This is a genomic window from Stenotrophomonas sp. 05L414_2 (assembly GCF_056397905.1).
Genome location: NZ_JBFTOJ010000019.1, coordinates 23,862 through 45,160 on the forward strand (window position 1 = coordinate 23,862; position 21,299 = coordinate 45,160).

Annotated in this window: 20 protein-coding genes and 1 pseudogene; 18 read left to right on the top strand and 3 right to left on the bottom strand. The window is 66.7% G+C overall.

The features are described from left to right. Positions 1 to 2: 2 nt before the first annotated feature. The 3 genes from cyoB to cyoD are packed head-to-tail and all read left to right on the top strand — an operon-like array spanning position 3 to position 2,976. Positions 3 to 2,000, top strand: coding sequence for a cytochrome o ubiquinol oxidase subunit I (gene cyoB / locus AC1DJN_RS04500; protein ID WP_478038920.1), 1,998 nt, complete (start codon positions 3 to 5; stop codon positions 1,998 to 2,000). Continuing rightward, positions 1,997 to 2,635, top strand: coding sequence for a cytochrome o ubiquinol oxidase subunit III (cyoC, locus tag AC1DJN_RS04505; protein WP_025873832.1), 639 nt, complete (start codon positions 1,997 to 1,999; stop codon positions 2,633 to 2,635). Before cyoB ends, cyoC begins: the two co-directional genes overlap by 4 nt. Next, positions 2,635 to 2,976 (top strand): cytochrome o ubiquinol oxidase subunit IV, encoded by a 342-nt coding sequence (gene cyoD, locus AC1DJN_RS04510; protein WP_025873831.1) that lies wholly within the window; start codon positions 2,635 to 2,637, stop codon positions 2,974 to 2,976. The genes cyoC and cyoD overlap by 1 nt, the downstream gene beginning before the upstream one ends. 322 nt (positions 2,977 to 3,298) lie before the next feature. Here the strand turns inward: cyoD and AC1DJN_RS04515 are convergent, their stop codons facing one another. After that, positions 3,299 to 5,356, bottom strand: coding sequence for a putative bifunctional diguanylate cyclase/phosphodiesterase (locus AC1DJN_RS04515; protein WP_478038921.1), 2,058 nt, complete (start codon positions 5,354 to 5,356; stop codon positions 3,299 to 3,301). A 148-nt stretch (positions 5,357 to 5,504) separates the two neighbouring features. Between AC1DJN_RS04515 and radA the strand changes: the two genes are divergently transcribed. From radA to AC1DJN_RS04535, 4 genes are all read left to right on the top strand, one after another. Then, positions 5,505 to 6,881, top strand: coding sequence for a DNA repair protein RadA (gene radA / locus AC1DJN_RS04520; protein ID WP_025873829.1), 1,377 nt, complete (start codon positions 5,505 to 5,507; stop codon positions 6,879 to 6,881). 133 nt (positions 6,882 to 7,014) lie between these two features. Continuing rightward, positions 7,015 to 8,871 (top strand): ATP-binding protein, encoded by a 1,857-nt coding sequence (locus tag AC1DJN_RS04525; RefSeq protein WP_478038922.1) that lies wholly within the window; start codon positions 7,015 to 7,017, stop codon positions 8,869 to 8,871. A gap of 51 nt (positions 8,872 to 8,922) precedes the next feature. Then, positions 8,923 to 11,229: a tetratricopeptide repeat protein gene (locus AC1DJN_RS04530; RefSeq protein ID WP_442251351.1), complete on the top strand. Its 2,307-nt coding sequence runs from the start codon at positions 8,923 to 8,925 to the stop codon at positions 11,227 to 11,229. A 68-nt stretch (positions 11,230 to 11,297) separates the two neighbouring features. Next, positions 11,298 to 11,762 (top strand): YqhG/Tai3 family protein, encoded by a 465-nt coding sequence (locus AC1DJN_RS04535; RefSeq protein WP_032975994.1) that lies wholly within the window; start codon positions 11,298 to 11,300, stop codon positions 11,760 to 11,762. 69 nt (positions 11,763 to 11,831) lie between these two features. Here AC1DJN_RS04535 and AC1DJN_RS04540 read toward each other — a convergent pair whose 3' ends face one another. Then, entirely contained in the window at positions 11,832 to 12,626 is a 795-nt protein-coding gene (locus AC1DJN_RS04540) for a cytochrome C assembly family protein (protein ID WP_025873825.1), read from the bottom strand. 122 nt (positions 12,627 to 12,748) lie between these two features. Here AC1DJN_RS04540 and ffh point away from each other — a divergent pair, with 122 nt between their 5' ends. The 11 genes from ffh to AC1DJN_RS04595 all read left to right on the top strand — a co-directional run bounded on the left by ffh (position 12,749) and on the right by AC1DJN_RS04595 (position 20,255). After that, the gene (gene ffh / locus AC1DJN_RS04545; protein ID WP_478038923.1) at positions 12,749 to 14,125 is read left to right on the top strand and encodes a signal recognition particle protein; all 1,377 of its coding nucleotides are present in this window, start codon (positions 12,749 to 12,751) and stop codon (positions 14,123 to 14,125) included. 55 nt (positions 14,126 to 14,180) lie between these two features. Further along, positions 14,181 to 14,615 carry a hypothetical protein gene (locus AC1DJN_RS04550; RefSeq protein WP_025873823.1) on the top strand — a complete coding sequence of 145 codons (435 nt, stop codon included), beginning with the start codon at positions 14,181 to 14,183 and terminating at the stop codon, positions 14,613 to 14,615. Positions 14,616 to 14,703: 88 nt separating this feature from the next. Further along, complete coding sequence (locus AC1DJN_RS04555; protein WP_478038924.1) at positions 14,704 to 15,780, top strand: NAD(P)H-dependent flavin oxidoreductase; 1,077 nt, start codon at positions 14,704 to 14,706, stop codon at positions 15,778 to 15,780. Continuing rightward, positions 15,777 to 16,559, top strand: a complete 783-nt coding sequence (locus AC1DJN_RS04560; RefSeq protein WP_442251354.1) for an aminotransferase class IV family protein — start codon at positions 15,777 to 15,779, stop codon at positions 16,557 to 16,559. The genes AC1DJN_RS04555 and AC1DJN_RS04560 overlap by 4 nt, the downstream gene beginning before the upstream one ends. A gap of 148 nt (positions 16,560 to 16,707) precedes the next feature. Beyond that, positions 16,708 to 16,968 (top strand): 30S ribosomal protein S16, encoded by a 261-nt coding sequence (gene rpsP, locus AC1DJN_RS04565; RefSeq protein WP_478038925.1) that lies wholly within the window; start codon positions 16,708 to 16,710, stop codon positions 16,966 to 16,968. Positions 16,969 to 17,013: 45 nt separating this feature from the next. Further along, positions 17,014 to 17,526: a ribosome maturation factor RimM gene (rimM, locus tag AC1DJN_RS04570; RefSeq protein WP_025873820.1), complete on the top strand. Its 513-nt coding sequence runs from the start codon at positions 17,014 to 17,016 to the stop codon at positions 17,524 to 17,526. Between the two features lie 8 nt (positions 17,527 to 17,534). Further along, positions 17,535 to 18,293 carry a tRNA (guanosine(37)-N1)-methyltransferase TrmD gene (trmD, locus tag AC1DJN_RS04575; protein WP_032976069.1) on the top strand — a complete coding sequence of 253 codons (759 nt, stop codon included), beginning with the start codon at positions 17,535 to 17,537 and terminating at the stop codon, positions 18,291 to 18,293. Positions 18,294 to 18,444: 151 nt separating this feature from the next. Further along, a complete protein-coding gene (rplS, locus tag AC1DJN_RS04580; RefSeq protein WP_025873818.1) occupies positions 18,445 to 18,846 on the top strand; it encodes a 50S ribosomal protein L19 in 402 nt (133 codons plus the stop codon). Between the two features lie 81 nt (positions 18,847 to 18,927). Continuing rightward, positions 18,928 to 19,302: a DUF6404 family protein gene (locus AC1DJN_RS04585; RefSeq protein WP_032976001.1), complete on the top strand. Its 375-nt coding sequence runs from the start codon at positions 18,928 to 18,930 to the stop codon at positions 19,300 to 19,302. Positions 19,303 to 19,378: 76 nt separating this feature from the next. After that, complete coding sequence (locus AC1DJN_RS04590; RefSeq protein WP_032976003.1) at positions 19,379 to 19,813, top strand: DUF1801 domain-containing protein; 435 nt, start codon at positions 19,379 to 19,381, stop codon at positions 19,811 to 19,813. 34 nt (positions 19,814 to 19,847) lie between these two features. Next, complete coding sequence (locus AC1DJN_RS04595; RefSeq protein ID WP_478038926.1) at positions 19,848 to 20,255, top strand: DUF1801 domain-containing protein; 408 nt, start codon at positions 19,848 to 19,850, stop codon at positions 20,253 to 20,255. Positions 20,256 to 20,283: 28 nt separating this feature from the next. On the opposite strand, the pseudogene AC1DJN_RS04600 reads toward AC1DJN_RS04595, so the two are convergent. After that, positions 20,284 to 21,299, bottom strand: a pseudogene (locus tag AC1DJN_RS04600) (MATE family efflux transporter); the annotation flags it as partial.

The following is a 21,299-nucleotide window of genomic DNA, read 5'->3' on the forward strand; positions in this document are numbered from 1 at the left end:
ACATGTTGGGAAAACTCTCTCTTGAGTCGATCCCCCACGATCCAATCGTGCTGACCACTCTGGTCGGTGCGGTGCTGGGTGGCTTGGGCGTGATGGCCCTGATCACCAAGTTCAAGCTGTGGGGCTATCTGTGGAAGGAGTGGTTCACCTCGGTGGATCACAAGAAGATCGGCGTGATGTACATCATCGTCGCCTTCGTCATGCTGCTGCGCGGTTTCTCCGACGCGATCATGATGCGTACCCAGCAGGCCATCGCCGTTGGCGGTTCCGAGGGTTACCTGCCGCCGCACCACTACGACCAGATCTTCACCGCCCACGGCGTGATCATGATCTTCTTCGTGGCGATGCCGCTGATCACCGGCCTGATGAACCTGGCCGTGCCGCTGCAGATCGGTGCGCGCGACGTCGCGTTCCCGTTCGTCAACTCGCTCAGCTTCTGGCTGTTCGTGTCCGGTGCGGTGCTGATCATGCTGTCGCTGTGGATCGGTGAATTCGCCGCCACCGGCTGGCTGGCCTTCCCGCCACTGTCGGGCATCGAGTACAGCAACAATGTAGGTATGGACTACTACATATGGGGACTACAGGTGGCGGGTCTGGGTACCACGTTGAGTGGTATCAACTTCTTCATCACCATCCTCAAGATGCGCACCCCGAGCATGAAGCTCATGCAGATGCCGGTCTTCACCTGGACCGCTCTGGTGACCAACGTGCTGATCGTCGCCGCCTTCCCGGTGCTGACCATCACCCTGGTGCTGCTGACCCTGGACCGTTACCTGGGTACGCACTTCTTCACCAATGACGGTGGCGGCAACGCCATGCTGTACATCAACCTGATCTGGATCTGGGGCCACCCGGAAGTCTATATCCTGGTGCTGCCGGCCTTCGGCGTGTTCTCCGAGGTCATCGCGACCTTCTCGCGCAAGGCCCTGTTCGGCTACAAGGGCATGGTCTACGCCACCGCCTGCATCGGCGTGCTGTCGTTCATCGTGTGGCTGCACCACTTCTTCACCATGGGCTCGGGTGCCAACGTCAATGCCTTCTTCGGCATCACGACGATGATCATCTCCATCCCCACCGGCGTGAAGATCTTCAACTGGTTGTTCACCATGTTCCGCGGTCGCGTGCAGTTCACCACGCCCGTGCTGTGGACCATCGGCTTCATGGTCACCTTCACCATCGGCGGCATGACCGGCGTGATGCTGGCGATCCCGGCCATCGACTTCGTGCTGCACAACAGCCTGTTCCTGATCGCCCACTTCCACAACGTSATCATCGGCGGCGTGSTGTTCGGCATGYTSGCCGGCATCACCTACTGGTGGCCGAAGATGTTCGGCTTCCGCCTCAACGAGTTCTGGGGCAAGTGCGCGTTCTGGTGCTGGTTCATCGGCTTCTATGTGACCTTCATGCCGATGTACGTGCTGGGCTTCATGGGCATGACCCGTCGTCTGCAGAGCACCGTCAACCCGGCCTACGAGCCGTTCCTGCTGGTGGCCGCTGTGGGCGCCTTCATCGTGGGTGCCGGCATCCTGTGYCAGATCATCCAGGTGGCCGTGTCGATCCGCGACCGCAAGAAGACCGCCGACCTGACCGGCGACCCGTGGGATGCCCGTACGCTGGAGTGGGAAACCTCTTCGCCGCCGGCCTTCTACAACTTCGGCACCCTGCCGGAAGTCACCGAGCTGGACGATTTCTGGGAGCGCAAGCAGCGTGGTGAAGCCTGGCCGAAGCCGGCCAAGTACACCGACATCCACATGCCGCGCAACACCGGCACCGGCGTTGTCATCGRCGCCTTCAGCCTGGTGTTCGGCTTTGCGATGATCTGGCACATCTGGTGGCTGGCCATCATCGGCTTCGTCGGCATGATCGCCACGTTCATCTACCGCACCTTCGACCAGGACGTGGACTACTGGGTCCCGGCTGCCGAGGTGGAACGCATCGAGAACGAACACCGCAAGCACCTGGAAGCCCAGGGCCTGGTGAAGTCGGAGCTGAAGGCATGAGCACCAATACCTCGACCCTGAGCCACGGGCACGCCGCACACGCGGCGGCCCATGGCCATGACGACCACGAGCACCACGACACCGGCGGCAACACCGTCTTCGGTTTCTGGGTGTACCTGATGAGCGACTGCCTCATCTTCGCCTCGCTGTTTGCCACCTACGTGGTGCTGGCCGGCGGCACTGATGGCGGCCCCGGCGCGAAGGACCTGTTCGAGCTGCCGTTCGTGGCGTGGGAAACCGCGCTGCTGCTGACCTCGTCGCTGACTTTCGGCCTGGGCATGATCTCCATGCACCGCAAGCAGGTCGGCCAGATGTTCCTGTGGCTGGGCATCACCTGGCTGCTGGGCTTCGGCTTCATGTGCATGGAAGTCTATGAATTCCAGCACCTGATCCATCAGGGCTACGGTCCGGACCGCAGTGCGTTCCTGTCGGCGTTCTTCGCCCTGGTCGGTACCCACGGCCTGCACGTCAGCGCCGGCCTGCTGTGGCTGCTGGTGATGTTCGTGCAGCTGAAGAAGTACGGCCTGACCCCGACCAACAAGACCCGCATGGCGTGCCTGAGCCTGTTCTGGCACTTCCTGGACCTGATCTGGATCGGCGTGTTCTCCGTCGTCTACCTCAATGGAGCGCTGTAATGGCACATGACAACCATGCACACGACCACGCCGCCGGCGGCGAAAGCCACGGCACCGTGAAGTCGTACCTGATCGGCTTCGTGCTGGCGGTGGTGCTGACCGTCATCCCGTTCTACATGGTGATGTCGGGTGATTTCTCGCGCACCGTCAACGGTGTGGTAATCGCCATCACCGCGGTGCTGCAGATGCTGGTCCACCTGGTGTTCTTCCTGCACCTGGACCGCTCGTCGGAGAGCCGCTGGAACGTCAACGCTGCGGCCTTCACCGTGGTGGTGATCGGCATCATCGTGGTCGGTACCCTGTGGGTCATGCACAACATGAACGTGCACATGATGCACTGACGTCTTCGCGACATTGCCACGCAGAAAGGCCGCCCCCGGGCGGCCTTTCTGTTTGTTGCGCGATCGCGGGGAACGCATCCACGCATGGCGTGGATCTACCCGTCACCGCGAAGTCCCCGCACAGTAGATCCACGCCATGCGTGGATGCAGTTGCCGTTCAATGCATCCGGGGTATGCAGTAGATCCACGCCATGCGTGGATGCAGTTGCCGTTCAATGCACCCGGAGGATGCAGTAGATCCACGCCATGCGTGGATGCGGTTGCCGTTCAATGCACCCGGAGGATGCAGTAGATCCACGCCATGCGTGGATGCGGTTGCCTCTCAACCCACCTTGCGCAGGAATTCCTCGGCCTCCATCGGCCGCCCCAAGTGGTAACCCTGCAGCTGGTCGCAGCCCAGCTCGCTCAGGTAGTCGCGCTGGGCCTGGGTCTCCACGCCCTCGGCCACCACCTGCAGCTGCAGGGTACGGCCCAGCGCGATGATCGAGGACACGATGGCGGAATCTTCGTCATTGCGTTCAAGGTCATGCACGAACGCCCGGTCGATCTTCAGCTCGGTGGCCGGCATGCGCTTGAGGTACAGCAGGCTGGAATAGCCGGTACCGAAATCATCGATGGCGATGTGCACGCCCATCGCGGTCAGGTCGTTGAGGATCGCCAGGCTGGCCTCGACATCCTTCATCGCCGTGGTTTCGGTGATCTCCAGGGTCAGCCGCGCCGGGTCGATGCGGTGCCGCTGCAGGACTGAACGCACGCTCTCCAGCAGGGCCGGTGAGGCGAATTGCAGCGGCGACAGGTTCACCGCCATCGTCCAATGGCTGTGTCCGCCGTCATGCCAGGCCCGCAGCTGCGCGCACGCCTGGTCCAGCACCCAGTCGCCGATCGGCAGGATCAGGCCGCTGCGCTCGGCGATGGGAATGAACACGTCCGGCGCCAGCAGGCCCAGTTCCGGGTGCTGCCAGCGCAGCAGCGCCTCGGCGCCGGTGGCCGGTGCATCGGCCGCCGGGAATTTCGGCTGGTAGTGCAGCAGCAGCTCGTTGCGCGCGATCGCCTTGCGCAGGTCCTGCAGCAGCCGCAGCTGGCGGTTGGCACTGAGCTGCATCGAGGGAATGAAGAAGGTGTAGCCGTTGCGGCCGGTTTCCTTGGTGTGGTACATCGCCGCATYGGCATGTGCCATCAACTCGCGTTCGTCGCTGGCATCGTCCGGATACAGGGCAATGCCCAGGCTGGCGGTGACCTGCAGCTCGGCCGCGTCCAGCACGAACGGTTCACCTGCCGCGGCGATCACCCGCTCGGCGACCACCACCGCATCATCAGGCGTATCGATGGCCAGCACGATCACGAACTCGTCGCCGCCGAGGCGGGCGAGAGTGTCCTGCGGGCGCAGCTGCGCCCCCAGGCGCTGGGCCACCGCGACCAGCAGGCGGTCACCCAGCTGGTGGCCATAGGCATCGTTGACGGCCTTGAAGCCATCCAGGTCGCAGAACATCACCGCCACCGACTGCTGGCGGCGTTGCGCCTTCTCGATGGCCTGCTCGATGCGATCCTGCAGCAGCATGCGGTTCGGCAGCTGGGTCAGCGGGTCGTGCAGTGCGGCCTGGATCAGCTTGTTGTTGGCGTGTGCCAGGGAATCGGCCAGCAGGCCGGTGCGCACGCGCATCTGGCGGTCGAACAGCGAGGCCACCAGGGCGATGCCGAGCGTGGCCAGGGTGGTCACGATCACCAGCACTGCCAGCCAGCGGGGATCGATGCCGCCGCTGCCTATGGCGCCGCAGACGCTGCCTGGCGGGAAGCGCGCGGCGGCCATGCCGGTGTAGTGCATGCCGACGATGGCCAGGCCCATCACCAGCGACGCCAGCATCCGCAGGCGCACCGTGTTGCGCTGTTCCACGCGCAGCCGGAAGGCAATCCACAGCGCTGCACCGGCGGCAGCGATGGCCACTGCGATCGACGCGGCAAACCAGCCGGGGTGGTAATCGATACCGGGCTGCATGCGCATGGCGGCCATGCCCAGGTAGTGCATGGCGGCGATACCCAGTCCCATCAGCACCGCACCCGCGGCCAGCCGCTGCAACGGCAGGCTGGGGCGCGACACCAGCCACAGCGCATAGGCCGACGCGCCGATCGACACCGCCAGCGAATACAGGGTGATCGCCAGGTCGTAACCGACCGGAACCGGCAGCTTGAAGGCCAGCATCGCGATGAAGTGCATCGACCAGATGCCCAGGCCCATCGCGGCGGCACCGCCGGCCAGCCACCAGCGGGCGACCCGGCCCTCGGCCGTGGCCAGGCGGCCGGCCATATCCAGCGCGGTATACGATGCCAGCATGGCCACCAGCAACGAGATGGCGACCAGGCTCTGACTGTAACTACCAGTCATGTTGAATCCAGAGGAGGAGGGAGGGGCGCCCGCAAGGCGCACGCCCGCCACCGCTATCGGCACCGACGGGTGGGACTTGAGTGGTCGCAGCAGCTGCGACCCGGCTCGGCTATCCTGCCACGCTCGTTGCCCCTGCAGGAAATCTCCGATGGCCAAAGCCCGCACCGCGTATGTCTGCAATGAATGCGGCGCCGAATACAGCAAGTGGCAAGGCCAGTGCACCGAGTGCAATGCCTGGAACTCGCTGTCGGAAATCGTCCTTGAGAGCGCTGCGGCGGCCAAGGCGCCCGCCTCGCGCCGTGCCGGCTGGGCGGGCAAGATCGACCCGCCGAAGATCACCGCACTGAAGGACGTGGCGCAGACCGAACACAACCGGGTCAGCACCGGCATCGGTGAATTCGACCGCGTGCTCGGCGGCGGCCTGGTCGAGGGCGCGGTGGTGCTGGTCGGTGGTGATCCGGGCATCGGCAAATCCACCCTGCTGCTGCAGGCGGTGGCGAAGATGGCTGCGGTCCTGCCGGTGCTCTACGTCACCGGTGAGGAATCACTGGCCCAGGTCGCCGGCCGCGCGCATCGGCTGGAGCTGCCGCTGGAGGGCGTCAACGCGCTGGCCGAGACCGGTGTCGAATCCATCCTGCAGCACGCCACCAAGAGTGGGCCGCGGCTGATCGTGGCCGATTCGGTACAGACGCTCTGGACCGAGACGCTGACCGCCGCGCCCGGTTCGGTCAGCCAGGTGCGCGAGAGTGCCGCACGGCTGGTGCGTTTCGCCAAGGAAACCGGAACCGCCGTGTTCCTGGTCGGCCATGTGACCAAGGAAGGCGGCATCGCCGGCCCGCGCGTGCTGGAGCACATGGTCGATGCCGTGCTGTATTTCGAAGGCGAGAGCGGCAGCCGCTTCCGCCTGCTGCGCGCGTTCAAGAACCGCTTTGGTGCGGTCAACGAACTGGGCGTGTTCGCGATGGGCGACAAGGGCCTGAAGGAGGTCTCCAATCCGTCGGCGATCTTCCTTTCCGGTGCCAGCACGCACCAGCCGGGCAGCTGCGTGATGGTTACCCGCGAGGGCACCCGGCCRCTGCTGGTGGAAGTGCAGGCGCTGGTCGACGCCTCGCCGCTGTCCAATCCGCGCCGCGTGGCGGTGGGGCTGGAGCAGAACCGCCTGGCCATGCTGCTGGCGGTGCTGCATCGGCATGGCGGCGTGCTGGTTGGCGACCAGGACGTGTTCGTCAACGTGGTCGGCGGCATCCGCGTGCAGGAGACCGCCGCCGACCTGCCGGTGCTGCTGGCGGTGCTGTCCTCGCTGCAGGACCGTCCGCTGGCCGAGAAGACCATCGCGTTCGGCGAAGTCGGCCTGTCCGGTGAAATCCGGCCGGTGCCCAACGGCGAGGACCGCCTGCGGGAGGCGGCGACCCACGGTTTCAAGCGCGCCATCGTGCCCAAGGCCAATGCCCCCAAGGGCGGCTCGGTGAAGGGCATGGAAGTGATCGCGGTCGAACGCCTGTCCGAGGCCATCGACGCGGCGTGACCGGGGTCGGGTCCGTGCTCGGACCTGCAGATGCGGCCGACGGCACAGCAGCGGTCAGCCAGCCTGTGCTAGTTTTCCCGGCTCGACGAAGGCGCCCCCTGGCGCCTTTCCGTGGCAAGGAGTAATCGTTTACATGCAGGACCCGATGTTCAGCACCCCCGCCGCCGAAATCCGCCGCGCCGGGGTCGATCTCAATGGACTGATGACGGTGCTGGGCAAGCACCTGTATTCCACSCCGRTGGTGGCRCTGCGCGARCTKGTGCAGAACGCGCACGATTCGATCATCCGTCGCCGTATCGAGCAGCCCGGCATCCAGAGTGTGTCGCGCATCGACGTGCAGGTCGATGTCGCCGCCGGTGTGCTGCGCATCACCGATACCGGTGCCGGCCTGACCCGGCAGGAAATCCACGATTACCTGGCCACGGTCGGTGTCGGTTACACCCGGGGCCTGCGCCAGGACGGCGAGGACGATGAAGGCCTGATCGGCATGTTCGGCCTGGGTTTCCTGTCGGCCTTCGTACTGGCGCGCCGTGTCAGCGTGCGTACCACCTCCTACCAGGCGCCGCAGCTGGGCCACCTGTACGTGTCCAGCAACGCCGAGCAGTACACCGTCAGCGAAGTGCCGGCGCGCGCGATCGGCACCGAGGTCGAGCTGGAGCTGCATCCGGACTTCCTGCCGCTGGCCAACGAAGCGCGCCTGCACGAGGTGCTGGGCCGCTACTGCGCGCTGCTGTCCGAGCCGATCTTCATCGGTGCGGCGGCCGCCGCGATCAATCCCGAACCGCCGCCGTGGCGCGGGCAGGGTGACGTCGCCCTGCATCCGGTGCAGGCACGCCGCCAGGCGCAGCAGTTCGCGGCCCGGTTCGAACACGATTTCGAGCCCATCGTGACGATGCCGCTGCAGTCCGATGGCAGCAGCGACGCCGTCGGCATGCTCTGGGTGCAGGACGGTGCCACCTACGGCACCAGCGACAACCGCAACCTGTCGGTGTTCGTGCGCGGCATGCTGCTGGACGACGATGCGCGCGACCTGCTGCCGCCTTGGGCCGGTTTCATCGGCGGGGTGATCGAATCGTCGAAGCTGACCCCGACCGCCAGCCGCGAGGACCTGCAGCGCGATGACCACTATCGCGCCGTGCAGCACGCCCTGCTGGAAGCGCTGATCGATGGCCTGGCCGACGTCGCCCGGCAGCAGCCCGAAGCCTGGCGCCGCGTACTCAGCCGCCACAATGAAGCCCTGCTGGGCGCGGCGCTGTGCGATGAGCGCCTGTTCGACCTGCTGCTGGAACACGTGCGCGTGCCGACTTCGCAGGGTGACCTGCCGGCCAGCGCGTTGCCGGCGCGCGGCGCAGTGCATGTGATCCTCGACAACGGTGGTGGCTTCGAGGAAATGCTGTTCCGCGCGATGGGCGTGCCGGTCGCGCATGGTCATCGCTACGCGGTGGTGCCGTTCCTGCGGCGCTGGGCCCAGGCCAAGGGCCTGCGCCTGGTCGAACTCGGTACCGAGCAGGGCAACCGCGCACTGTTCCGCACCGACGACAGCCTTGACGATACGCAGTTGGCCTGGCTGCGCGAACACCTGGGCGATGGCGAACAGCTGCTGCCGGCGCGGTTCAGCCCCGAGGCGCTGCCGGTGGTGGTGGTGCCCGACCGCGAAGCCGAACTGAAACAGCGCCTGGAAGACGACGAGAACGACAAGCGCGTATCGATGGCGGCATTGCGGCTGGCGCGCCAGTTCACCGCGCGCATCGAGGCGCGTGCGCCGTCGCGGCTGTACCTCAACCTGGACAATCCAGCGGTGCAGGCGTTGCTGCAGGCCCAGCGCGAGGGCCACCCGCAGGCCGGGGCGGCCGCGCGCCTGCTGCGATCGCTGAAGATCATCGTGTCCGCACAGGGCCGGCCGCTGCAGCAGAGCGCGGCGACGCCGGGCCCCGATCTCAATGGTGCATTTACCGACATTGCCGGTGCCCTGCAGCAGATGCTGCGCTGAGCACCGCTACTCCCTCTCATCCAGCCTTCGCTAGACAGGAGCATTACCCCCATGGATATCTGGAACTGGGTCGAAAAACTGCAGGAAGACCTGCGCCAGGCAGGCCAGGCGCAGAACGCCCACCTGCTGACCCGCCTTGCCGATGAAGTCAGTGAACTGCAGGTCGACCGCGTCGATGCACTGCTGCCCGAAGCGCGCGCGCTGGGCAAGGCGTTGGACAACCCCTGGGTCGACGTCTATGTCGGCCATTGGGCGCTGCGCAACCGCGTCGGCAACCGCGTGGAAGGCGAAAGCGCGCTGGGCGAGTCGGTGGCGCTGTTCGAGCGCGCACACCGTGCCGATACCCTGGACTGCCCGCAGTCGATCTGCGTCACCCAGGATCTTGCCGCCTGCTACGGCAACATCGATGGTCCGGGCTGGGTGCCCGAACGCATCGAGGTCTGCGACGAGACGCTGGGCCGCATCGACCCGAGCTGGGCCTGCTTCCAGTGCCTGAGCTGCGAGAAGGCCGACGCGCTGCTGGACGACGGCCGCGGCCAGGACGCGCTGGATTACCTGCAGGTGCAGGCGGCGGCGATCCAGGCGCGCGGCAAGGAAGTGTTCGACAGCTTCCCTGAAATGCAGATCAAGATCCTGCTGGCCAGCGGCCGTGCGCAGGAAGCGCTGGCGCTGATCGAGAAGCGCGAAGCCGAAGTGGCCGCTGCGGGCGAATACGAGCCTGCCAACTGCACGGTGCCGCGCCGGCTGTCCAAGGCCTGGGCACTGGCCCAGCTGGGGCGCGATGAAGAGGCGCTGCAGCAGCTGGTGCCATGGAGCGAGCTGACGCCGAATCACTGGCGGTTGTGGGCCAATACGGCTTCGACACTGTGCAGCCGTGATGCCGCCCGCAACACCTGGGATCTGGGAACGCGCTTCAACACGATCATCGAGCACTTCGCCGCTGTCGGCGCGCATCGCCTGGTGATCGAGATCGCCGCGTTGAGCCTGGAGCTGGCCCTGCAGCGCGGTGCACGCTGGGTGGCGCAGCGCCAGCTGGGTCTGGCCCGCACCCATCTGGCGCAGCTGCGTCAGGACCGTGGCGCTGCCGCGCTGGTGGCCGGTCTGGCGGCACGCATCGAAGCGCTGCCGCAGATGGCGCCGCTGCCGGTGCCTGCCGCTGAACTGCTGGCGTGGCTGGAAGCGCAGGGCGAACAGAACCAGTCGCGCGATCCCGAGCGCGAAGCGCAGTGGCTGCTGCAGGCGCACGCCGAGCGGCCGGACGACGGCGCGCTGGCCGAGGTCGCCGCCTCGGCGCTGCACGCATGTGGCGCGAAGACGGAAGCGCAGGCGCTGCTGTGGGACTTCGTGCGCGGCCACGCGCAGGAAGACGGCGCGGCGGCCTACACGCTGATGCGTTGGCTGGCCGAGCAGGGCGATGATGATGGCCTGCGCAGGCTGGCCGCGACCTACCGCGACAGCGTGCCGGTGTTCGCGCACTGGTGCGAGGTGCAGCGTGCACGGCGCGCGTCCGACTGGCCTGCACTGGAACAGGCCGCGCAGGCATTGCTGGCGTTGTCGCCAGGCTCGAACGGCGCACGCGGGACGCTTGCCCGCATGTACATGGAGACCGGCCGCTTCAGCGAAGCACAGGCCTGCTATGCGCAGCTGGTGGAACTGCTGGAAGAGCCCAGTGCCGCGCATTGGGACCATATGAGTGCGGCCAGTGCGGCGCGCGACTGGGATGCGGTGCGCCGCTCGGCGGCAGCGATCGGCATGGAACTGTCCAGCCAGCAGGGCGTGGTCGAAGAGCCCTGGGGCTGGGTGATCATCCGCAGCGAAGAAGGCGGCGAGCCGATGGAGTACTACGCCCGCCGCAGCGGCCCGGTGACCGCGCGCATCGTCGAGAACGCACCGGCCAACCGCGCGCAGCAGGTGGGGGACTGGGTGGTGTTCGACGCCGGCCTGATACACCCCGCACCAGAGGACGAAGCGGAGCGCGAGCACTTCATACCGACCTATGCACAGGTGCATGTGCTGGAGCGGGGTGGTTTCGCGCGCAGCTGGCTGGTCGACGGCGCGCACCCGGGCGAGGAGGCATGGAACGCTTTCGTGGAGGCAGCCGAGGGACAGGGCTGGAAGGTGTGGTCGCACAGCCGTGCGGACTACACCGTGACCGATCCGGATGCGGAAGACGGGACGTTGCCGGGCCTGTTGTTCACCGTCGCCCAGCCGCAGGACCATGCGCCGCTGGCGCTGCACCGCTTCCTGCAGCAGGCCACGGCGGACTGGACACATCCACACTGCTGGCTGCGCCTGGCCGAGGCCTGCGACCAGGACCGCCAGCCGCATCTGGACGCGATCGAACGGTACGGGTTGTAATCCCTGCCGCGCTGCGCGTTCGCCGGGCATGGCCCGGCGCTACCCCTTCCACCGTCAAGGAACTGGATATGAGAAAGACAGGGACGTGGGTGATCATCGGCCTGCTGCTGGCCCCCACCGTGCAGGCCGCGCCGGCCTGCCAGCAACCGGCTGACGTGGCGCGGGCCTTCTTCGAAGCGACCACCGGCAAGGGCGACCTGCTGGAGCCGCCGCAGGCACTGGTCAGTGCGGCGTTTGCCAAGGCGCTGCATGGCGAGCGTGCCTGCCAGGTGCGCGAAGAGGGCATCTGCACGCTCGATTCCGATCCGTGGCTGGACGCGCAGGACGGGGAGATCGACAGCCCGGTGCGCTACAGCTGGAAGCAGGCCTCGGCCACGGCCGGCCAGGTCGAAATGCGCTATCCGGTCTGGGGCAAGGCCTACGTGACCCGCGTGCCGATGGTGCGCAAAGGGGAGGGCTGCTGGCAGGTCGACGACATCCTCACCAACAGTGGTCGCTCGGTGCGCAGGATCCTGGCCCAACCGCTGCCCTGAGCATCCGGGGCATCCACGCATGGCGTGGATCTACCGTGCTCCGATTGCCGGCCGCTGGCCGGCACGCCTCTAGCGCGAATGCCCGAACACCAGCTCGATCACGAACTGGCTGCCGAAGAACGCCAGCAGCAGCAACAGCATCGCCGTCAGCGTCCAATGCACTGCCTTGGTGCCGCGCCAGCCATAGCGGCGGCGGCCGATCAGCAGCACGCCGAACACGATCCACGACAGCACGCTCAGCACCGTCTTGTGCACCAGCTTCTGCGCCAGCAGGTCGTCGACGAACAGCACGCCGGTGACCAGGGTCAGGGTCAGCAGGGCGAAGCCGACGGTGATCACCCTGAACAGCAGCGATTCCAGATCGGCCATCGGCGGCAGCGCACGCAGCCACGGACGGAATTCACGGCGCCGCAGCGCACGCTCCTGCAGCCACAGCATGATCGCCAGCAGCGCGGCGATGCTCAGCGTGGCGTAGGCCAGCAGTGCCAGCCAGGCGTGGCTGGCCAAGCGCCAGCCCAGCACCTTGCTCGGTTCATGGCCGTAGCCGTGGTAGACCACCAGCAGCAGCGCGGCCAGCGGGAACACCACCACGCCCAGGGTGGACATGCGCCCGCGCGCGCCCACCAGCGAGGTCAGCCACGCCATTCCCAGGCCGACCAGCGACAACGCGGCGAAGAAGTGCATGTCGGGGCCGCCGGTCGTGCGCATCGCCACGAGCACGTGATAACCGCCATGCAGCAGCATCGCCGGCAGCGCAGGCCACAGCCAGGCGGGCGAGGTCACCCCGTCGTTGCGACCAAGGGCGCGCACCAGCAGGGCGCTGGCGGCCAGGTAGAGCAGGACGGCGATGAGAACGATTGTCATCGTTGAAGTTTCGCATACCCCCGCGGTGCTGGCGACGGGCGTGGCGTCGCAGTCCGGGGAGCGCGGTGGACCCGTTATACTGTGGGCCTTATTGTCCCCCGCTTTCAGACAGGTTGCGCCGCATGTTCGAGTCCCTGACCCAGCGCCTTTCCGGCACCATCGAGCGCCTGCGCGGCCGTGGCCGCCTGACCGAAGAAAACATCCGCGAGGCSACCCGYGAGGTCCGCATCGCSCTGCTSGAAGCCGACGTCGCSCTGCCGGTSGTGCAGGCCCTGATCGAACGCATCAAGGTGCGTGCGGTCGGCCAGGAAGTGCTGAAGTCGCTGACCCCGGGCCAGGCCCTGATCAAGGTCGTGCGCGACGAGCTGACCGCGGTGATGGGCGCCGAAGCCAGCGACCTGAACCTCAACGTTCCCGCGCCGGCCATCATCCTGATGGCGGGCCTGCAGGGCGCCGGCAAGACCACCACGGTCGGCAAGCTGGCCAAGCACCTGAAGGAAAAGCGCAAGAAGAAGGTGATGGTGGTCTCGGCCGACGTCTACCGTCCGGCGGCGATCGAGCAGCTGAASACGCTGGCCGACCAGGTGGGCGTGCTGTTCTTCCCGTCCAGCGCCGAGCAGAAGCCGGAGGCCATCGTCCGCGCCGCCATCGATGACGCGCGCAAGTCGTTCGTCGACGTGCTGCTGGTCGATACCGCCGGCCGCCTGGCCATCGACGAAGMGATGATGGSCGAGATCAAGGCSCTGCACGCYGCGRTCAAYCCGGYYGAAACSCTGTTCGTGGTCGATGCCATGACCGGCCAGGACGCSGCCAAYACSGCCAAGGCCTTCGGTGATGCGTTGCCGCTGACCGGCGTTGTCCTGACCAAGACCGACGGTGACGCCCGTGGCGGCGCCGCGCTGAGCGTGCGCTACATCACCGGCAAGCCGATCAAGTTCGTCGGTGTCAGCGAAAAGCCGGAAGGCCTGGACGTGTTCCACCCGGACCGTATCGCCAGCCGCATCCTCGACATGGGCGACGTGTTGTCGCTGGTCGAGCAGGTCGAGCAGCAGGTCGACAAGGACAAGGCGCAGAAGCTGGCCGAGAAGGTCGCCAAGGGCAAGAAGTTCGATCTGAACGACATGCGCGACCAGCTCGAGCAGATGCAGAACATGGGCGGTATCGGCGGCCTGATGGACAAGCTGCCGGGCCTGGGCCAGATTCCCGAGCACCTCAAGCAGCAGGTCAGCCAGGGCAAGGAAGTGCCGCGCATGATCGCCATCATCGGCTCGATGACCAAGAAGGAACGGCGCAACCCGAACCTGCTCAATGGCTCGCGTCGCGCCCGCATCGCCAAGGGCTCGGGCGTGACCCCGGCCGACGTCAACAAGCTCATGAAGCAGTACATGCAGATGGAAAAGATGATGAGCAAGATGGCCGGTGGCGGCATGAAGGGCATGATGCGCAGCATGAAGGGCATGATGGGCGCCATGGGCGGCCGTGGCATGCCGTTCCGCTGAGCGCGCGCTGTATCGAACGCTTGAACAACCCGCGGAATCAATCAAAGGAATGTGCATGAACAAGTCGATCGTGGTGATGGCGCTGGCCCTGGGCCTGGTTGCCTGCAAGGACGACACCTCCGTGTCGCAGAAGGCCGGTAGTGCCATCAGTGGTACCGCTGCCGATTTCGTCGCCGGGCTGGGCGAGGGCGTGGACAAGCGCATGAACGTGACGCTGCAGGCCGATCCGGGCCTGGCCGCGCAGGGCCTCACCGTCACCCTCGGCAAGAGCCGTGGCATGGGCTCCAAGGACGCGGCGGTGTACGTGGTGGCGGACAAGGCCTTCAAGGGCAAGCTGGTGGCGCGTGCGCTGGATGCCGAGGGCACCGAGATCGGTCGCGCCAGCGCCGAGGAAGAGTTCGCCGCTGATGACGCGCGCTACGTGACGTTCAAGTTCAACGAAGAAATGGACAGCCAGCTGGTCCGCACCTACGCGGTGTCTGCACGCTGAGCCAGGCGGGAGCGGATCGCCCGCGGCGACGCTCCCGTCCACAGTGTCTGGCGTATGCTGGCAGCGACTCCTCCCACAGGTGCGTCGCGTGAGCCTTTCGCCGATTCTCGAACGCGCCGACGATTTCTGTCGGCGTTTTTCATTGCAGCTGCCGATCCTGCTGGCACCGATGGCCGGTGCCTGTCCGGTTCCGCTTTCCGCCGCGCTGGCCAACGCCGGCAGCATGGGCGCGATGGGGGCCGTGTTGTCGCCGGCGGCGGATATCGGTCGCTGGATGCAGGACTTCCGTRCAGCGTCCAGCGGGCCGGCGCAGGTGAACCTGTGGTTGCCCGATCCCGCGCCGGTGCGCGATGTGGCCGCCGAGGCCGCCACGCGTGCGTTCCTGGGCCAGTGGGGGCCGGAGGTTGCGGCCAGCGCAGCGGATGCCACGCCTGYCGATTTCGAGGAGCAGTTCAGTGCGCTGCTGGCGGCACGGCCGGCGGTGGCCTCGACCATCATGGGCGTGCTGTCGCCGCGTCACGTGCAGCAGTTGAAGGATACGGGCATCGCCTGGATCGCCTGCGCTACGACGCTGGCCGAAGCGCGTGCTGCGCAGGACGCGGGTGCTGACGCGGTGGTCGCGCAGGGCGCCGAAGCCGGCGGCCATCGCGGCGCCTTCGATCCGATGCGTGCAGAGCAGCAGCTGGTCGGCCTGTTCGCACTGCTGCCGCGGCTGGCGGACAACCTGAGTATTCCGGTGATCGCTGCGGGCGGAATCGGCGACGGTCGCGGCATTGCTGCTGCCCTGATGCTCGGGGCCAGCGCCGTGCAGATCGGCACGGCCTTCCTGCGCACACCCGAAGCAGCGGTGGCGCCGGCATGGGCCGATGCGTTGGCCCGCAGCGAACCCGAAGACACCTGGCCGACGCGCGCGTTCAGTGGGCGCCTGGGCCGCGGCCTGGCGACTGCCTACGTGCGTGCAGCTGCTGCCGAGGGCGCACCCGCGCCGCGCCCGTACCCTGTGCAGCGTGGCCTGACTGGACCGATGCGCAAGCAGGCCACGCAGGAAAACCGGCTTGCTGCGATGCAGGCCTGGGCCGGGCAGTCGGCATGGATGGCACCGGCAGCGCCGGCCGCCGACGTGCTGCGTGGCATGTGGGAACAGGCACAGGCGCTGCTGCGATGACGGTGACCTGCAACGGCGCAACGGCGCGGGCCGAAGACCTGCTGCCGGCGCTGACCAACTACGGCCACTTCACCTCGTTGCAGGTGCGCGGCAACGCGGTGCAGGGGCTTGATCTGCATCTGCAGCGGCTGGCGCGGGCAACGCAGGAACTGTTCGGCAGCGGGCTCGATATCGCGCAGGTGCAGGTGTGGATGGCGCAGGCGCTGCAACAGGCCGGCCAGGTCGACGCATCGATGCGGGTCACCGTGTTCTCGCGCCGTTTCGATTTCCGCGCGCCTCTGGCAAGCGTGCCGGTGGATGTACTGGTTGCCGTCTCCGCGCCGGTCGCGTTGACCGCGCCGAAACGCGTACGCAGCGCGACATGGCAGCGAGAGCTGCCGCAGATCAAGCATGTCGGTACGTTTGGACTGTTCGCCCAGCGCCGTGCCGCGTTGGCAGCGGGTTTCGACGATGCGCTGTTCGTCACTGGCGACGGGCAGATCAGCGAGGGAACCACCTGGAACCTGGCCGTGCATGACGGCGAACACCTGATCTGGCCACAGGCGCCTGCGCTGCGGGGAACCGCTGAAGCGCTGCTGCAGGCGGGCTGGGTGGGCCCACAGGAGGGCCGGCCGTTGCGGCTGGATGAGCTGGCCGGCATGCAGGCCGCCTTCGCCTGCAACGCCAGTGGGGTGTGGGCGCTGGATGCCATCAATGGTCAGGCGCTGCCGGGTTCGCAGGCCCTGGCCGAACAGGGCAGGGCGGTGTTGGCCCGGGTGCCCTGGCAGTCGCTTTCCTGAATGGAACCGTTGGAGTCAGAACCCTTTTGCTCGGTAAAAGGGATCTGACCCCGGGGTAGACGCCCGGGGTTGGCTCGGCCGGACTCTGCCGCTATAATCGCCCGCTTACCGCGCCATCCTGGCGACTGGGCAATAGGAAAAAACCACCATGGTCAAGATTCGACTGACCCGCGGCGGCGCCAAGAAGCGTCCGTTCTACCACATCATCGTSACCGACGYSCGCAGCGCCCGCGACGGCCGCAACATCGAGCGCGTTGGCTTCTACAACCCGGTTGCACAGGGCGGCGAGAAGCGYATCGAGCTGGACCTGGCCCGCGTTGACCATTGGGTCAAGAACGGCGCCCAGCCGACCGAGAAAGTTCGCAACCTGATCAAGGAAGCGAGCAAGTCCCAGGCCGCTGCGGCCTGATCCTGACGGGCCGCACCCTGGTGCGGCCCATCTGATTGAACGCAGATGAAAGATAACGAGCGCCGCATCCTGCTTGGCAGGATTGTCGGCGCTTTTGGTGTGCGCGGCGAAATAAAGCTCGAGTCCTGGACCGAGCCGCGTTCCGCTATTTTCCGTTACCAACCGTGGATCCTGCGCAGCCCCAACGGGCAGGAATCGACGCTTGAAGGCGCCCGTGGCCGGGATACCGGCAAGCATCTGGTGGCCCGTTTCCCGGGCATCGAGGATCGCGACACGGTCGAGGCGATGCATGGCACCGAGGTCTTCGTGGCCCGAAGTGCGCTGCCGCCGCCGAATGCCGACGAGTATTACTGGGTCGATCTGGAAGGCCTGGATGTGAAGACCGTCGAAGGCGTTGCCCTCGGCCAGGTCTCGCACCTGTTCAGTACCGGCGCCAACGATGTGGTGGTCGTACGCGGTGATCGCGAGCGGATGATTCCGTTCGTCGTGCCGGAGTTCGTCAAATCCGTCGACTTCGAGGCCAATCTGGTCGTGGTCGACTGGGACCCCGAGTTCTGAGTGTGAGCATGCGTTTCGACGTCATCACCCTGTTCCCCGATTTCCTCGCCCAGTCCGCTGGGCTGGGCGTGGTCGGCCGTGCGCAGGAAAAGGGATTGTTCAGCCTGCATGGCTGGAATCCCCGTGACTACGCCGAGGGCAACTACCGCCGGGTGGACGATCGTCCGTTCGGCGGTGGCCCGGGCATGGTGATGCTGATCGAACCGCTGCAGGCCTGCCTGCAGGCGATCCGTGAGGCCGATCCGACGCCTGCGCGGGTGATCCATCTCAGCCCGCAGGGCGCGCCGTTGACCCAGGCCAAGGTGCGGGAACTGGCGGCATTGCCGCGCATGGTCCTGCTCTGCGGCCGCTATGAAGGCATCGACGAGCGTTTCCTGGCCGCCAATGTCGATGAGGAGATTTCCCTCGGCGACTATGTGCTGTCCGGCGGCGAGCTGGGGGCGGCGGTCATCATCGACGCGGTGGCCCGGCTGCAGGAAGGCGCCTTGAATGACGCCGAATCCGCGGCGCAGGACAGTTTCGAGGGCGACCTCGGCCTGCTCGACTGCCCGCATTACAGCCAGCCGGCCCAGCATCCGCTGGGGGACGTGCCGGACGTGCTGCGCTCGGGCAACCATGCCGCCATCGCCGCCTGGCGCCGGCAGCAGTCGTTGATCCGTACCGCACAGCGGCGCCCGGACCTGCTGGATGAACAGGCGCTGGGCAAGGCCGACCGCAAGCTGCTGGCCCTGGCCCGCCAGGTCCCGGCGGGAAAGGGCAAGGTCTAGCGCCAGCCCTGCTTTATCGGCTATCATGGCCAATTACGCCGGCCCCGGCCGGTGCGCAGTACCCAAAACAAACGTGCAGCACAGTCCGGTGACTGCATGAGCCCACGCTGTCGAATGACACGCCCACCCGAACAATGAATCGGTGTAACCCATGAGCAAGCTGAACAAGTCCATCGTCGCGGAATTCGAATCCGCCCAGATCACCCGCGAACTGCCGCAGTTCAGCCAGGGCGACACCATTGTCGTCAACGTGAAGGTGAAGGAAGGTACCCGCGAGCGCGTGCAGGCCTATGAAGGCGTTGTCATCGCGACCAAGAACGGCGGCCTGAACTCCTCGTTCACCGTGCGCAAGATCTCGCACGGCTACGGCGTCGAGCGCGTGTTCCAGACCCACAGCGCCATCATCGACTCGGTCGAAGTGAAGCGTCGTGGTAAGGTCCGCGCCGGCAAGCTGTACTACCTGCGTGGCCTGGAAGGCAAGGCTGCCCGCATCAAGGAAGATCTGGCTGCTGCTGCTGCCGCCAAGGCTGCCCGTCTGGCAACCAAGGGCTGATAAACAACTTCGGTTGTTGCCGCGACGGCCGCCTTCGGGCGGCCGTTTGCGTTTGTGCTGCCGCCTCGTTAGTTTCAGTGAATGGATGAGAGCGACCATCGATACCCGGCGGACATCCAGGTGGCGTTGCGCTTCCTGGACCGTTCCGGGGTGCCACGGAGGGAAGCGGCCCCCTTGCTGCACCGCATGCTGTGGCGGCTGGGTGTCGCGCTGCCGCCGCCGATACTGGCCGGTTTCCTGACCAATACGCTGCTGCAGGGCCTGCTGTTTGGCGTGTTCTGGACGGTACTGATGTGGCTGCTGTTGTGGCAGGGCAGGGCCCCGGCGCTGGAACTGCTGTTGCTTGCCGGGGTGGCGGCAGGCGTGATGTTCGGCCTGGTGATGGCCACCCTGATGTGGTTCCTGCGCGGGGCCCGCAAGCTGCCCACCTGGCGGCAGTTCCGCAGCAGCCTCTGAGACCATGGCGCAGTGCGCCGTGACCGCTGCCGGGCGGCGGCGTACGCTCGGGCCTTCGACCCTCATGGCCCCTGCGATGCCCGCCAAGCGACCTGCCAGCAGTGCCGCGCCGAAGCTGCTGTCCGGCGGTAACCCGCAGATCGCCAAGGGTGAGGGCGATGCGCCCGTGCAGGCTTATATCGCTGCCATGCCGGACTGGAAACGGGCCGTTGGTGAGCGTCTGGACGCCCTGATCGAACAGGCCGTGCCCGGCGTGCACAAGGCAGTGAAATGGAACTCGCCGATGTACGGCGTTGCTGCCGGCGAGGGCTGGTTCCTCAGCTTCCATTGCTTCGCCCGCTACATCAAGGTCGCATTCTTCCGCGGCGCGCTGTTGCAGCCTGTTCCGCCTGAACCGTCCAAGAGCGCCGACACGCGCTACCTGCACATCCTTGGGGACGAGCCGCTGGACGAGGCGCGGTTCCTCGACTGGGTGCGGCAGGCCAGCCAGCTGCCTGGCGAACGCATGTAATCCCCCAGGTTCTTTCCCCGAACGAGACCACGCGATGGCCACGCAGAAGTCCGATCCCGCAGATGCCGCTCTCCCCGCTGCCGCCCTGATTGACGCCCGCATCGCCGAGCTCCCTGATTGGCGCGGCGACATCCTCGCCCGCGTGCGCGCGCTGATCCACGAGGCGCTGCCGGACGTGGAGGAAACCTGGAAATGGCGCGGCACACCGGTGTGGGAACACAATGGCATCCTGTGCACCGGCGAAACCTACAAGCAGGCAGTGAAGCTGACCTTCGCCCACGGCGCMGCGTTGCCGGACCCGAAGCGCYTGTTCAAYGCCAGCCTGGAAGGCGGYACRCGCCGCGCGATCGACATCCACGAAGGCGGCATGCCCAACGCCGCGGCGCTGAAAGCACTGCTGCGCGCCGCCGCCAGGCACAACGCGRAAAAGAAAAAGCGGTAGTGCCGGCCGCGGGCCGGCCAACCCCTGGCATCGACACCAGCGAGCCGGCCGGGAAACTCCACCAGATCGCATCGGCACCCCAGTACGGCTGCAGGAATTCGGCGAACGGCACGCGCACGCCCCACAGCGACGCGGCCAGGATCAGCAGCGGTGGCAGCACCGCGCCGGTGGAGCGCACCACGCCGGAGATCACGAAGCTGACGCCGAAGAACAGGAATGAACCGATCACGATGTGGTTCAGGTGCCGCGCGATCTGCAGCGACTCGCTGCCCTGCGGAAGGAACAAGGCCAGCRAATACTGGTCCAGCAGCACCAGCGGCAGGATCAACGCGCCGGTCAGCAGGAAGTTGAACGCGATGCCCTGGCGTGCGGTACCGCGCACGCGATCCCAGCGCTGCGCACCGACATTCTGCGCGGCCATCGACGAACACGCCGCACCGATCGCCATCGCCGGCATCTGCACATAGTTCCACAGCTGCAGCGATGCACCGTAGGCTGCGCCGGTGTCAGTGCCGTACTGGTTGACCATGGTCATCAGCATGATCACCGACAGCGAGATCAGCACCATCTGCAGGCCCATCGGCACGCCCTTGACCACCAGCGCGCGCAGGATGGTCATGTCCAGCTTGAACAGGTGCATGTCGGCGCGGCCCAGCCACAGCGTGTGCCGCTTGTGCCGCATGTACAGCAGCAGGCCGGCCAGCGACAGCGTCTGCGACACCAGCGTGGCCCAGGCCGAGCCGGCGATGCCCAGTTCCGGGAACGGCCCCATGCCGAAGATCAGCACCGGGTTCAGGGCGATGTCCAGCACCACCGAGACCAGCAGGAAGCGGAAGGGCGTGCGCGAATCGCCGRCACCGCGCAGCGCCGCACTGAGGAAGGCGAAGGCGTACAGCGTTGGCATCGCCAGGAAGATGATGCGCAGGTAGGCCTCGGCCARCGGCAGCGAGGCGGCGGGCGTGCCCATCGCCGCCAGCAGCGGGTGGGCCAGGAACCAGCCGGCGATGGCGATGATCACCGACAGGCCAATGAAGAACGTGGCGC